Source organism: Chitinophaga sp. LS1 (assembly GCF_034274695.1).
GTDB lineage: Bacteria > Bacteroidota > Bacteroidia > Chitinophagales > Chitinophagaceae > Chitinophaga.
In genome coordinates, this window is sequence record NZ_CP128362.1 from 8,388,942 (window position 1) to 8,402,974 (window position 14,033).

10 protein-coding genes are annotated in these 14,033 nt (G+C 42.6%); 4 read left to right on the forward strand and 6 right to left on the reverse strand.

Translation table 11 applies throughout. From position 1 onward, the window contains the following. Positions 1-1,322 precede the first annotated feature (1,322 nt). The 3 genes from QQL36_RS34405 to QQL36_RS34415 are packed head-to-tail and all read left to right on the forward strand — an operon-like array spanning position 1,323 to position 4,597. Positions 1,323-2,780, forward strand: coding sequence for a S41 family peptidase (locus QQL36_RS34405; protein ID WP_321568349.1), 1,458 nt, complete (start codon positions 1,323-1,325; stop codon positions 2,778-2,780). Between the two features lie 43 nt (positions 2,781-2,823). Then, entirely contained in the window at positions 2,824-3,882 is a 1,059-nt protein-coding gene (locus QQL36_RS34410) for a sensor histidine kinase (RefSeq protein WP_321568350.1), read from the forward strand. Continuing rightward, on the forward strand, positions 3,860-4,597 hold the full coding sequence (locus tag QQL36_RS34415; protein WP_083721588.1) for a LytR/AlgR family response regulator transcription factor: 738 nt from the start codon (positions 3,860-3,862) through the stop codon (positions 4,595-4,597). Before QQL36_RS34410 ends, QQL36_RS34415 begins: the two co-directional genes overlap by 23 nt. A gap of 183 nt (positions 4,598-4,780) precedes the next feature. Here the strand turns inward: QQL36_RS34415 and QQL36_RS34420 are convergent, their stop codons facing one another. The 3 genes from QQL36_RS34420 to QQL36_RS34430 all read right to left on the reverse strand — a co-directional run bounded on the left by QQL36_RS34420 (position 4,781) and on the right by QQL36_RS34430 (position 10,974). Beyond that, positions 4,781-7,180, reverse strand: coding sequence for an outer membrane beta-barrel protein (locus QQL36_RS34420; RefSeq protein ID WP_321568351.1), 2,400 nt, complete (start codon positions 7,178-7,180; stop codon positions 4,781-4,783). Between the two features lie 176 nt (positions 7,181-7,356). Continuing rightward, positions 7,357-9,189: a membrane protein insertase YidC gene (yidC, locus tag QQL36_RS34425; protein WP_179091335.1), complete on the reverse strand. Its 1,833-nt coding sequence runs from the start codon at positions 9,187-9,189 to the stop codon at positions 7,357-7,359. A gap of 138 nt (positions 9,190-9,327) precedes the next feature. Continuing rightward, positions 9,328-10,974: a CTP synthase gene (locus QQL36_RS34430; RefSeq protein WP_083729773.1), complete on the reverse strand. Its 1,647-nt coding sequence runs from the start codon at positions 10,972-10,974 to the stop codon at positions 9,328-9,330. Positions 10,975-11,246: 272 nt separating this feature from the next. On the opposite strand from QQL36_RS34430, the gene QQL36_RS34435 reads away from it, so the two are divergent. Further along, entirely contained in the window at positions 11,247-11,762 is a 516-nt protein-coding gene (locus QQL36_RS34435) for an acyl-CoA thioesterase (protein WP_083729774.1), read from the forward strand. On the opposite strand, the gene QQL36_RS34440 is transcribed toward QQL36_RS34435, so the two are convergent. From QQL36_RS34440 to QQL36_RS34450, 3 genes are all read right to left on the reverse strand, one after another. Continuing rightward, a complete protein-coding gene (locus QQL36_RS34440) occupies positions 11,759-12,403 on the reverse strand; it encodes an HD domain-containing protein (protein WP_321568352.1) in 645 nt (214 codons plus the stop codon). The genes QQL36_RS34435 and QQL36_RS34440 overlap by 4 nt on opposite strands. A 591-nt stretch (positions 12,404-12,994) precedes the next feature. Further along, a complete protein-coding gene (locus QQL36_RS34445; RefSeq protein ID WP_143709121.1) occupies positions 12,995-13,180 on the reverse strand; it encodes a hypothetical protein in 186 nt (61 codons plus the stop codon). A gap of 271 nt (positions 13,181-13,451) precedes the next feature. Further along, positions 13,452-14,033 (reverse strand): bifunctional precorrin-2 dehydrogenase/sirohydrochlorin ferrochelatase, encoded by a 582-nt coding sequence (locus QQL36_RS34450; RefSeq protein ID WP_083729776.1) that lies wholly within the window; start codon positions 14,031-14,033, stop codon positions 13,452-13,454.

The window sequence follows — 14,033 nt, forward strand, 5'->3', positions numbered from 1 at the left end:
TAGAAGGACGGATTATTTATAGAATAAATGATTTAAAGTTTGTATCTTTCAACAAGAAGATAGAGGCATTCGTAAATACATATATTAAATGCCTGCCATTAACCTACCATTTGTACCACGGCATAAGCAGATAAGTAAGGAAACCCACAAACCCCTTATCCAGAAAAAATTATAGCTTTTAAATAATATCCATTAATACTTAAATCCGTTTTTATGAAGAATGCAAAAAACATTGAACAGAAAAAGAAAGCAACTCTAAACAAGGTAGTTATTTCCTCATTTATTAAATCTCAGGCAAGCAGAAAAAGGATTAATGAGAATTTTAGTGTCATAGATACATTGACTTCCATTAATTGCCAATCTGCATTAACTCAATAATAGTATAGAAATCTATTGCTTATACTTGGGGATAACGCTTCGTTATTGCGCTATCCATATACCTTTATTGTTTTCAATCATCTTCTATTAATACTTAAATCCGTTTTTATGAAGAATGCAAAAAACATTGAACAGAAAAAGAAAGTAACTCTAAACAAGGTGATTATTTCCTTATTTACTAAATCTCCGGTAGGAAAGAATGCAATGAACGCGGCTTCAACAATTGATACAATGACATCTAGTAATTGTAATACTACAATAACTAAGTAATAGCTTAGGTATTTATTGTTTATGCTTTGGGGTAGCGCTTTTATGAGGCGCTACCTTTTTTATAAAAAAATGCGAATAACATAGTATAATATCCCATCCTTCTTCCCATATTCCAATAAAACGCCCCTATCATTATTTCTTATTTTCCCCTTGAATTTTTTCAAAAATATTACACCGATTTGCATTTTCCATATACAGATTTACCCATTTCTGGGAGTTACCCTTTCTTCTTTTCCGTATACACGATAACGATAGAAAAAATCTTTGTAAATCCACGTCCTGCGTAGATTCCCTGCGCAGTTACCCTCTAATTTTGTCACTGTAATCCCTAATAATTGTGAAATATGAAACAGACCCAAAAGAACACCCCAAAGAAAACGTTGACCCTAAACAAAGTAAAGATATCCATGTTTACTAACAACGTTGTTAACACCAAGAATGGCAACAAAAATCCATTCTTTTCCGTTGTAGACACAACCGGTTCATTAAACTGCTTCCCTTCTGTAACAAAATAATTACACGGGGGGACAAGCACAATAAAAAAAACGGTTTTGTAATTCCAGATTTTGTTTAATTTTCAAGGCTGAACTAAAAAACCTTCTGGTCGAAGGTCTCTTTTAGGACAGCCTTTTTTATTTTTGTACCTGTGCTCTATTAAAACCCTTAAAAATTACATGTTTAATTATCCAGCGATCATCCGCTTGTTTGCTCTATATCTTTTATTGAACCTGTTTTACCTGCCGCTAACCCACGGACAAACGAAGTCCTGTAATTGCAGGAATAATTTTGACGAAGTAGTTGCCAAAGTAGAACATAACTATCCGGGATATCCTATTAAAATTACTGCCGCAAATGCAGCTGCTTTTGAACAATATACAGACAGCATCAGAAATATTGCTGATACGGCCAATGCCGTTACCTGTTTTTCTATTTTGCAATCATGGACAGGCTATTTTAAAGATAGGCACCTTACACTCGTTTTTAAAGATATTCCTGAAAATAAGGACCTGATCAATCAGATATTTTCCAATGGCGAGAGCTTCCCGCTTTCGAAAGATTCTTTGGTAAAAAAATGGGCTACCGCTCCAGACTATCCTCTGGAAGGCATATGGACCTTAAGCGGAATGTATGATGTGGCAGTTATAAAAAAGGATTATGGCTACAAGGGGATCATTTTAAAAGGTGATAATAAGTACTGGAAACCGGGACAGGTTAAATTTGAGCTTCAACCTGATGGAAACAGGACATGGAAGGCTACCCAGTACAATCAGTACCATATAAAGGATACATTCACCGCTTATGTGGATGAAGCGGCTTTCATCATGGATCTCAAAAGCTATAAGTGGGAGAAAATCTTCCCCGGTCAACCCGGTCAGAAATCAATTCCTGCCGATAGTTTCTATTTTTCAAAAACAGATAGTAACAACGCTATATTAAGATTACCAAGCTTTGAGCTACCTTATAAACCTCTCATTGATAGCCTGATTACAAACAATTTCCATACGATTACTCATACCCCGCACCTCATTGTGGACATAAGGGGGAACTATGGAGGATATAACCTCTGCTTCGAAAAATTAATCCCCCTGCTTTATACAAATCCTATTATTACACAGGGCCCTGTAGTCAGGGCAACGGCCGAAAACATCCGGTTGTATGAGGTTATGTTAAAAAGTCCACTATTCCCTGATGATAAAAAGGCTCCTTTTATCAGGATGCTAAAAAATTTAAAGAAAAATAAAAATGGTTATTACCAACCTCCGGCAGACACAACCACTTTCCCCCAGGTGTATGCGCAACCTGAAAAAGTAGGATTTCTAATGGATGAAGGCTGTGCCAGCGCGACAGAATTATTAATTTTGGACGCAAAACAAAGTAAAAAAGTAACTTTGTTTGGAAAGCGGTCAGCTGGAATAGTGGATTATTTAAATCTGGTAGCACCAAGGTCTTTGTCCTGCTCCCGTTTTTTACTCTGGATACCCACTGCCAGATTAGCCACCGTGCCACAACATCCTATTGATAACACCGGTATTTTGCCAGACGTTGAAATTCCTCATCATGAGAATTGGGTCAACTATGTGCAGCAATACCTGGAAAACCTGGATATAAAAATTGCCAATTCTTCAAAATAAAAAGGTTTCGATCCAAAAAGCAATCTCTAAAATGCTACTGCATGTGGGGATATGGATTTTGTATGCAGCCCTGCAGGTTGTAGCAACTGGTATGCCGCTGTCTAACATGTTGCCAGTCTTTATAGTAACCTCTGCATTATTTGCCTTGCTATCTGTCGTTTTTTATGGGAATGCAGAATTGCTATTACCACGAACATTGGAAAAAAGTAAAAAGACACTTTGGATCATTGGCATAACATGCTTCTTTGTCTATGTTATGCTAACCCGGTACGTTCTTCTATATAAGCTTTATCCTGCCGCATATCATATTCCGGCTCCTTCTTTTGAATTTCTCACACTTGTTACTGCTTCACTTTGGTGGTGGTTTCAAGCCATTGCCCTTTCTACCGCATACTGGTTTTTTAAAGTATCCATTAATAGAGAAAGAAAAATTAACTTACAAAAAGAAGAAATCAACCGTAAGGAAAGAGAACAACTGCAACTCAAACAGGAAAAACTGGAACTCGAAGTCGCCTACCTCCGCGCCCAGATCAATCCACACTTCCTCTTCAACACCCTCGGATATTTCTACAATAAAACCGCCAACTCCCACCCGGACGTAGCCGAAGGCATCGCCGCCCTTACCAATATCATGCGCTCTTCGCTAAAGAAAAAAGGCCCCGACGGCATGGTCTCCTTAGAAGAAGAAATCGAACACATCGAAAGCCTGATCAGTATCTACTATATGCGTTTCAATAACAATATCCATATTGAATACAGCAGACCTGACAACCTGCATGGCCAACGAATACTGCCACACATCCTCATCACACTGGTAGAAAACGCTTTCAAACACGGGGAACTGCACAACGCCGCTTACCCGCTGAAAATAAAGCTCACTTTAGATGACAATGGCATCTATTTCTGTATCAACAACAAAAAACGAATAGGTCCAAAAGAAATCTCCAATGGCATCGGCATGGAATACGTGCAGCGCCAGCTGGACAACACCTATCCTAAAAAATATTCCTTTGATATAAAAGATACGGACCTGTTTTATAGCCTGTCCTTGCATATTGCTACCACCGAAATTACCCTACATGATCAACTGTTATATAATTGACGACGAACAACACGCCATAGACCTGCTAACGGGTTATGTACAACGTACCCCCTTCCTGAAACTGGTAGGTAGTACCACCGAAGCCCTCGATGCGATCAAAGTGATCAGTAATGAAAAAGTAGACCTGGTATTCCTGGATATTCACATGCCCAGCATATCCGGTATCGACCTGCTGAAAATCTTTAACAACCAGACCAAAGTCGTTCTCACCACCGCCTATAGCGAATACGCCATGGACGGTTATGAACACGACGTAGTCGACTACCTCCTCAAACCCATCACCTACCAGCGCTTTCTGAAAGCCGCACAGAAAACACTGAACATGTTCCAAACCATGTATGTGACCAAAGGTGAAAGCAATGAAAAGGTAGAACCCGAAGTAGACTACCTGTTTGTAAAATCAGAACATAAGGGTAAACAGATCAAAGTCAATTTCAACGATATCGATTATATAGAAGGACTGAAAAACTATGTCGCTTTTCATTGTGATAAGGAAAAGATTCTGGCCTTGCTGAAGATGAAAGACCTGGAGCAAACCCTGCCCCCACGGCAGTTCGCCCGAATTCACAACTCCTTCATCATCTCCCTGAACAGGATCGTTTCTGTAGATGGTAACCAGGTCATCCTGCGCAAACCAGATCAGCAAACGGTAGCCCTGCCAATCGGCATTACGTTCAAGCAACCTTTCTTTGATATGATCAAATTAAATAAGTAAGCGGGTATTTTACTTCAAAACGCCCCTTCTCTAAAAATGATACGGTGGCAAAGTAAAATCACTCAAAAAGCATAAATGGAATCTACTTCCAACAGATATCCAAAATGAAAAAGGTGTATCAAAAGTTTGATACACCCTTTTCGGTACTTAATTGACGACCTCCTCAAAACGGATCGTCCCCCATTAATTTGATTGAATCCGTTTCTTTTCTTTTTCAATACCCGTTTGTCTTTCCGTTCTTGGCTTTATCTTACTATTACCGAACCGGTATGTAAAACTCAGCATCGCAAAGCGGGAGTCAAATAAAAAATGCTGGCGGATATTTACCTGCTGGTAATCCGACGCTAATGTAAATTGCTGTCCCCTGAAAATATCGTTCACACTCAGCTTGAGCGTTCCTTTGTTCTTCAATACATTTCTTTGTACCCCTGTATTCAACACAAAATAACTGGTCAGCGCACCCAGGCCCGTATTAGATCTGGATGAATAAATCGCATTCAGCTCCAGCGTAAAAAGACGGGGAATACTAAAGGTATTATTTGAAATCACATATGCTCCGGGTTTTGACTTTGGCAATGTGATGTCGTCGTAATCGTAGTGCATGTAGTAGAGCTGAACGGAGTTCATCGTATTCCACCACTTCGTCAAAGCAGTCGAATATGTAACGCTCAGATTGTAGTTATCAAAACGAGTCACGTTTTGATAAGTGGTAATCAGCACCTTGTTGGGCCCCGCTTTGTACACACCGGCAATCACATCGTTGGTACGGGAGATGCTGAGTGTCGTAAATAACCGCTGTTTCCAGGAATGTGATAACTCTACAGAAGTGCTATTCTGTGGATTCAGGGCCGGGTTGCCCTGGAAGTAATAATACTTGCTCCGGAAGAACAGGAACGGATTTACATATTCATACTGGGGCCGGTCAATACTCCTTCTTACAGACAGACCAAACCGCTGCGATGCAGAAGCTTTGTATTGCAGGGTAAAACCGGGGTAAACCCCGGTATAGTCCTTTGTGAACAAACTTGAATTCGTAATACTGTTTCCCTTTACATGGGTGTTCTCTACCCGCACACCTGCCTGCAACACCCATTTCTTAAACTGGTTATGATAATTGATGTACCCTGCATTGACATTTTCATCATAGATGAAATGGTTAGTCTTTGTGGCATCGTTCACCCAGGTATCATTATCCAGCACTTCCCAACGGATGTCGCTGTCTGTTTTTACAAAGACGGTCTTCAAACCGGCATCAAAGACGCCTATCTTAGTAGGTCGGGTAAAATCAGCCGATACGGAACGGATGGCCACAGATACGGGAGAGCTGTTGCGAATCACATAAGGCATCTGGTACACCTTCATCTGGGTATCCAGGTAAGCGGTGTTGAAATTGTCTTTCCAGCGCTGATCGTAATAAGCATAGTCACCATTGATGGAGAGCTGGGTGCCGGTACTGTCAAAGTTATGCTGGTAAAACAGGTTGGCTGAATAGTTATTGATATTGGCATGCCCGAGGGTATGCATATTCAGCAGGGAATCAAAAGGGGCTGACTGACTGGCGTGGAACATGGTCTGGTCTATGCCATCTCTGTCACGACCCAGGAAGTTCCCTTTCAGATCCAGGCCTATGTTGTTTTTTTTATTGATTGTATAGCTGATGCCCGCATTGACATTATGGACATCCTTTTTGCGTACTTCGTAATTTCCCTCATCTATATATTCTGCATCCAGGATACGGGCTGTATGAACGTCGTAGAACTGTTCGTTTCGCTGGTAATTGTAGTTTCCGTAAATGTTCACATTATCATTGCGGTAGTTCAGGTCTCCACCGGCGGTGTAACGACCGTAACGACCTCCGCCTCCTCCTACATTCAGGCTACCGTTGGTACCGGATTTACCTGACTTTTTCAACTTAATGTTGATAATAGCCGAAGCGGCGGCATCGTATTTTACAGACGGGTTAGCGATCAGTTCTATTTTGTCAACCGCGTTGGAAGCAGTGGAAAGCAATAGATTTTTGAGCATAGCGGCGGTAAAATAAGACGGACGATCGTTGACGTAAACCATGACCTTCTTTCCGTTGAGGGTAATGGAACCATCATCGTCCAGTCTCACACCTGGCGATCGGCGGAGGAGTTCCTCCAATGTATTGCCGGTAGCGAGTGGACTCTCGGCTACATGAATGATCATTTTGTCGGCAGTTTGCTCAATGAGTGGCTTCAGGGCCGTCACCTGGTGGGTGTTCAGATCGTAAGAGACCGATAGCATGCCAATAGCAGGCAGCACCAGGGATTGGGTACTCAGTTGAAACGGGCCGGTCGTTTTGTCGCGATAGCCAAGGTATTTCACCTGGAGGCTATAGCTACCCGGTTTCAGGTTTTCGAAATTGAAATTACCCTCTTTGTCAGTCTGGGTAACTTGCCTGATGGTATCTGAGAGTAATAATACCATGGCAAATGGCAGATTTTGGTTGCTGAGGGTATCGGTTATTTTGCCTGAAACGGATAGTCTGAGTGACTGTGCAGGCAAACGGACAGTGCTGCACAGACAAAAGAATAGTACACTCAGTTGTATCTGCTTCATATAGGGTTATTTATCACTTTACAAACATAAGGTTCAGGTTTGATGATTAAAAAATTATTACATCGATTCTTTGATTCTGGGGACAGATTATATGAAAAAAACATGTAACCTGGATGGGTAGAAAGCATAAAAAAAGGACCTTCCAAATGGAAGGCCCCTTTTTTATATCAATTTTCTTATTTTCCTTTTCTGCCTTGCTGCTGCTTCTGCATATCCTCCAGCCGCTCCTGCCACTTACTCTTCGAAGCCGGCTTCTTCTTATTCTCCTGGATCTGTGCGTGAATCTTATCATGATTGATGATAAACTTCTGTATCACCCACTGCAGGAGGATACTGATCACGTTTGACAGGAAATAATAGAATGTCAGTGCGGATGCCAGTTTGTTAAAGATACCCAACAGCATGATCGGGAAGATGTATGGCATATACTTCATCACCGGATTGCTTTGATCAGCCATACCACGGTTATTGAACGCCAGCATCAAACTCGTAGCCGTCATCAGCAGGGTGAACAAGCTGATATGGTTACCATAGAACGGAACATTGAACGGCAGATTCAGAATAGAATCGTAGGTTGACAAGTCTTTCGCCCACAGGAAACTCTCCTGTCTCAATTCGATGGAAGACGGGAAGAAGCTATACATCGCAACCAGGATCGGCAACTGCATCACTGCTGGTAAACAACCTCCTAAAGGATTCACACCTGCACTCTTGAACAGTTTCATCTGATCCATACCGAATGCCTGCTGGTCGTCGCCATGCTTTTTACGCAGTTCGTCGATCTCAGGCTTCAGCACCTTCATCTTCGCCGAAGATACATAGCTCTGGTAAGTAAACGGTGCTATCAGCAAACGAATGAAGAGGGTGAGCAGAATGATGATCACACCATAGTTATGAATAAATCCGCTCAGGAAGTTGAACACAGGGATGATCACCCACTTGTTCACATATTTTACGAAAGCGAAGATACCTGTACCCAATGGGATGATATTTTCCAGACCGATATCATACGATTTTAAGGTCTTATAATGGTTAGGACCGTAATAGATTTCAATCGGGAAGCTAAAGTCATGTGCTCTGTCGTAAGGGATCTGCAAAGTAGCGAAAGTCTGGCCTACGATATTGCCGCTTTCAGGTACTTTGGTATTTACATCCACATTCTCGAAGCTCTTATCCTTCTTAGCAATGAAAGTCGTGTTGAAGAACTGTTGCTTTACGCTCAACCACTGGATTTTGCTTTCCAGGTCTTTATGAGCAGTACGCTGCAGGGTGAAGTAATCATGCTTACCATCAGCCGTTTTGTAGTGTACCTGGTTGTTCATACGCTCGTTCGTCATATCCTGCTCCTGCTTGTCATTTTCATTATCCCACTGGAGGGCCAATGTTTTCTGACCAGCTGGAATCACACTTTCCAGGCCTACTGCGTGAATATCGAAATCTACTGCGTAGCTATCATGCTTCAGGGTGTACACAAACTCCAGGTACTGACCAGGGTTGCTGGTCGCCAGGCGGTATACCACTGACTGGCTACCATCTGCCAGCTGCTGTACATTGCCACCGGTGAAGAAAAGGTCCGCAGTATTCAATAATGTATTGTTATTAGCCGGCACCTGCATTGAGATGCGGTTAAAAGAACTGTTTGCCAGTAATAAAGGAGTGCCCTCAAATGTTTTGAAAGCTTTCAGTTCTACAGTTTCAGGTTGTCCACCCTGACTGGAGAATGTGATTTTCAGCACTTTGTTTTCCAGAACGGCTTTCTGTGCAGTACCGGTAGCAGCACCTGCAAAGGCGCCGTATTGGCCTGCCAGCCTGGTGGAATCAGGCGCACCTGCGTTGGTGGCATAGGAGGCAGTGGTATCTGTGTTTACCTTAGGTTTGTTCGCTTCAGCGATAGAATCCTGACGAGCTTTCTCTAACTCTGCTGCATGCTGTTGTCTGGTATTGAAAAAGATGTACCCTACCAGCAACAAACCCAGTAAGCTAAAACCAATGACCGAATTTCTGTCCATTGAAATTACAATTAAAATTTAGGCAGCGAAGGTAAGCAAAATAAGGGGGTATAAATGCCAAAAGGACTATTTTTTAGGTCATTGTGGTGCAATGACCTAAAAAATAGTCCTTTTGGTGGGCCTTTGCCCTTAATATTATTATTGTGCTACTTCTTCAGCCACCTTTGTTTTGTTTGTCTTATCTTCTGCATACTGCTTGGCAGCGCCGATGAAGTGAACAAACAGCGGTGCCGGTCTTTCCACTGTGCTTTTCAGCTCAGGGTGGAACTGACAGCCCACAAAGAACGGATGGTTTGGCAATTCTACCATTTCCACCAGTCCGCTTTCAGGATTACGGCCGGAAGCAATCATACCCGCTTTTTCGAAATCGCCCATGTACTGACTATTGAACTCGTAACGGTGACGGTGACGTTCGCTGATCTTGATGCTGTCATAGATGCTGGCAGCCCTGGAACCTGGAAGCAGGTCACAGGTATAAGCCCCCAGACGCATTGTACCACCTTTCGCCGTGATTTTCTTCTGCTCTTCCATGAGACCGATCACCGGGTGACCAGTTTCAGGGTCCATTTCGGTAGAGTGTGCATCTTTCCAGCCGATTACGTTACGGGCATATTCCACAACGCTCATCTGCATACCCAGGCAAATACCAAAGAATGGCAGGTTGTTTTCACGGGCATACTGAATAGCGGTGATCTTACCTTCGATACCACGGTGGCCAAAACCTGGTGCTACCAGCAGACCATCCAGGTTACGCAGTTTTTCAGCTACGTTCTCAGATGTAAGGAATTCAGAATGAATATTTTGAACGACTACTTTACACTCGTTCATCGCGCCTGCGTGGATGAAGGATTCCAGGATGGATTTGTAAGCATCCTGCAATTCTACATATTTACCAATCAGACCGATGGTTACTTTTGATTTAGGATATTTCAGTTTGTCGAGGAAACCACGCCATTTGGTCATGTCTGGTTCTTTCTCGATAGGAATACCCAGTTTCTTCATACAGATGATGTCCAGTTTCTCCTTCAGCATTTCCAGCGGCACTTCGTAGATGGTGCTCATGTCGGTTGCTTCGATCACGGCGTCTACGGTTACGTTACAGAACAGGGCGATCTTCTTTTTCAGATCGTTGTACATCGGCTCTTCGGTACGGCACACGATCACGTCAGGATGTACACCGTTCTCGCTCATCATCTTCACAGAGTGCTGAGTTGGCTTGGTTTTCAACTCTTTAGCAGCACGCAGGTAAGGAATGAGGGTCAGGTGAACCACCAGACAATCCTGTTCGTCCAGTTCCCACTGTAACTGACGAACCGCCTCTATATAAGGAAGAGATTCGATGTCGCCAACGGTACCACCCAACTCAGTGATCACGATATCATATTTACCGTCTTTGCCTAGCAGGAGAATACGACGTTTGATTTCGTCGGTGATGTGCGGAACTACCTGAACGGTTTTACCCAGGTAGGCGCCTTCACGTTCTTTATTAATAACGGTTTGATAAATGCGGCCTGTGGTCACATTGTTGGCCTGAGATGTTGGAGTGTTCAGAAAACGCTCGTAGTGTCCCAGATCCAGATCTGTTTCTGCGCCATCTTCAGTTACAAAACATTCCCCATGCTCATATGGGTTTAATGTTCCCGGATCCACATTGATATATGGATCGAACTTTTGAATAGTCACTCTAAAGCCGCGTGCCTGCAATAATTTTGCAAGTGAAGCTGCTATAATTCCTTTACCCAATGAGGATGTAACACCTCCCGTAACGAAGATATATTTTGCCATAAAATCTAAAAATTCTGTAGAAATACTTGACCTAAAAGGGAAGTGCCGGACGACGTATGGTGTAACCAGTCAAGTAAATGTAACTTCCGAAGGTCATGCAAAGTTACACAAATTTAATGCGCACCCAAAACGGATTTTCACATTTTACTGAGCGTATACATGTAATACTATGTTTATAAATCAATTAAGCCATATAAAAGGCTTATAAATTTAATCACTGCGGCAGGCCACTGATTTATTTGTAAATTTGCGATCCGAAATAATTATCAAACATGACTCTAACGCCAAAGCGCGCACAGGAATCCCTGATCCAGATGACTGAACTGGTATTGCCCAATGATACCAACGTATATACCAACCTTATGGGAGGTCGCCTGATGTACTGGATGGATATCGCTGCTGCCCTTGCCAGCATGAAGCATTGCGCTGCCCCCACTGTTACAGCCTCGGTAGACAACATTTCATTTGAAAATCCCATCCGTCTTGGCAATGCTGTTCACATCGAAGCAAAGGTAAGCCGCGCATTCAACTCCAGTATGGAAGTGCACCTGAAAGTATGGGGTGAAGACCCTGTACAGCAGTACCGTTACAAATCCAACGAAGCTTTTATGACATTCGTTGCCCTGGATCCAAACGGTAATCCCCGCCCGGTGCCTCCTATTATTGCTGAAACTGAAGAGGAAAAAACTTTGTACGAGGGTGCATTGCGCCGCAGACAGCTCCGTCTGATCCTGGGTGGAAAAATGAAGCCACAGGATGCTGAAGAGCTGAAAGCGTTATTCGTTTAATGCCATTCTTTATAGAATTGTTCGAGGAAAGTCTCCATAAAAGCATGCCGTTCGGCTGCCAGTTCCCTTCCGGTAGTGGTGTTCATCTTATCCTTTAATAAGAGCAGTTTTTCATAAAAATGATTGATAGTAGGGGCAGTGCTGTTCTTGTACTGTTCCCTGCTCATTTGCAGGTCCGGTGGTATAGCCGGATCGTATAACGGCCTGTTTTTAAATCCACCATAGTTAAAGGCGCGGGCTATGCCAATGGCCCCGATAGCGTCCAGTCTGTCTGCATCCTGTACCACTGCCAGCTCCGGCGAGGTGAATTTTCCTTCGTTATGCCCTCCTTTGAAAGAAATATTATCGATAATGGCGATCACATGTGTGATCACGTCCTCCCCCACTCCCTGAGATTCCAGGAACTGACGGGCTTTGGCCGGTCCAATCGTCTCATCGCCGCCATGGAACTTGGCGTCGGCAATATCGTGGAGCAAGGCTCCCAGTGATACGATTAATGAATTGACAGGTTCTTTGGCAGCAATTTCGCCGGCAGTATGCCAAACCCGGTGAATATGCCACCAGTCATGGCCTCCTTCGGCATGGGTTAATTCCTGTTTTACATAAGTAACGGTATTGGCTATCAGTTGATCTTGCGTCATAAGATCAAATATAAGCAGGGGAATGGGGCTAAAAAAATAGGAAAAACGAAGAAAAAGAGAAACGGAAAAGGCATCTCAAAAGTGTAAAATGGGTTTAGAGAAGAATGCTTGTGTAACCTTCTTTCCATTTTCCATCTCTCCTCCCTGGTATTCAGGCATGCAATTAGAATAGTCAACAGGGATCTTGCTTCACTAAGATATTCTTCGTTTTTCCTTTTTCCTTTTAATGTTTGAATCTTCGACAGACTAGTTGGTGTTCCGGCCTTAGGTGTTGTGTCTAATGGTTAAATGCAGGTATGCCGGCCGGGCGATCTTAATTTTGGTTGATAAAATGTACATCTCTTAGCTACATCCGGATTGATACCTTAGTGAGGCCCCTTTTGGGCCTCTCTGATAAGGTATATACTTCAGGGAAGCGGGAAAATATCTTCAAAAAATTGGCGCGGCTGAAGGCGGGAAAACCTTGATACCGGACTTCGAGGTCAATAGCTTTGCTGACCTTTGCTGACCCTAGCCTCGGCAGCCCCCCCGCCTTTTACCGCTACTGATTTTTAGGTGGCAAACATGCCCTTTCGGCATATTGGCAATATCTTACAACGCAGAACCGGCTACTATTTTTCTGTCATAGACAGATACGGTTCCTTTGGTTGGTGTTTGATTTTTTGACTGGTCTATTCTTGAAGTGGAAGTGTCTATCTTTAATATGGTACCCAGGTTAGCAAAAGGCGCCTTCCTGATGATAACTCTACTAAATCTGTTCTTTGACGTGATTCTCATACTTAGGGAATGATCACATTATAAATAACTGCATTTTCACAAACCATCTGTCTAACTGACTATATCTCCTTATCAATTTCGATTTCCGACATAAAAATAATAATCATTATCTAATTTTCAGCTACTATTCATTCCAAACACACATATATTTATATTCACAATATAATATAGAAAGTAAACAAGTATAATGATATCTAATTAGTTAGATAAAAATCACCATCTAAAAGGACGAATTGCCCTCTTAAATAAGATCATATATAAAAAATATTAATTAGTCTTTTTTAACCAAAACATCTGTTATCTCGTTAAGTTGTTTTACTTTTTCCGAGAAATCACCCTTGATCCTTTCACGGATCAACTGGAGTTTATCTAAAATTTCATTCAACGACCCCGGTAATGCTTCCTGCAATACCTCTTTGAGTCTTTTGGCAATGGTGGGAGATTTGCCGTTGGTGGAGATGGCTATCTTGAGGTTGCCTTTCTGAACTACTGAACCCAGGTAAAAATCACACAGTGCCGGGGTATCAGCCACATTAATTAATATTTTGCTGCACTTTGCCTTTTCCCAGACAAAATAATTCAACTCATGGTCGCTCGTAGCGGCTATGGCCAGGTCTTTTCCAAACATATCGCCACAGGAAAATTCCTTTTGCACCAACGTTACATTGGGCGCTTTTTTGACTAACGCTTCCAGCTCCGGTAAAAACCAGGTGGCTACTACTGTCAGATTAGCCTCCGGACAATTATCCAGGAGGGCACTTACCTTTTCAAGTCCGATACCGCCACCGCCTACCACTAAAATCTGGAGACGATGCACTTTGAAGAATACGGGAAACAAATGATTCTCTTCCAT

What these genes read in the sequence shown, in the direction of transcription:
- QQL36_RS34440 (WP_321568352.1), bottom strand. Translation starts at nt 12,403, where the DNA reads ATGACGCAAGATCAACTGATAGCCAATACCGTTACTTATGTAAAACAG.
- QQL36_RS34405 (WP_321568349.1), top strand. Translation starts at nt 1,323, where the DNA reads ATGTTTAATTATCCAGCGATCATCCGCTTGTTTGCTCTATATCTTTTA.
- QQL36_RS34420 (WP_321568351.1), bottom strand. Translation starts at nt 7,180, where the DNA reads ATGAAGCAGATACAACTGAGTGTACTATTCTTTTGTCTGTGCAGCACT.
- QQL36_RS34450 (WP_083729776.1), bottom strand. Translation starts at nt 14,033, where the DNA reads ATGGAAGAGAATCATTTGTTTCCCGTATTCTTCAAAGTGCATCGTCTC.
- QQL36_RS34435 (WP_083729774.1), top strand. Translation starts at nt 11,247, where the DNA reads ATGACTCTAACGCCAAAGCGCGCACAGGAATCCCTGATCCAGATGACT.
- yidC (WP_179091335.1), bottom strand. Translation starts at nt 9,189, where the DNA reads ATGGACAGAAATTCGGTCATTGGTTTTAGCTTACTGGGTTTGTTGCTG.
- QQL36_RS34415 (WP_083721588.1), top strand. Translation starts at nt 3,860, where the DNA reads ATGATCAACTGTTATATAATTGACGACGAACAACACGCCATAGACCTG.
- QQL36_RS34430 (WP_083729773.1), bottom strand. Translation starts at nt 10,974, where the DNA reads ATGGCAAAATATATCTTCGTTACGGGAGGTGTTACATCCTCATTGGGT.
- QQL36_RS34445 (WP_143709121.1), bottom strand. Translation starts at nt 13,180, where the DNA reads ATGAGAATCACGTCAAAGAACAGATTTAGTAGAGTTATCATCAGGAAG.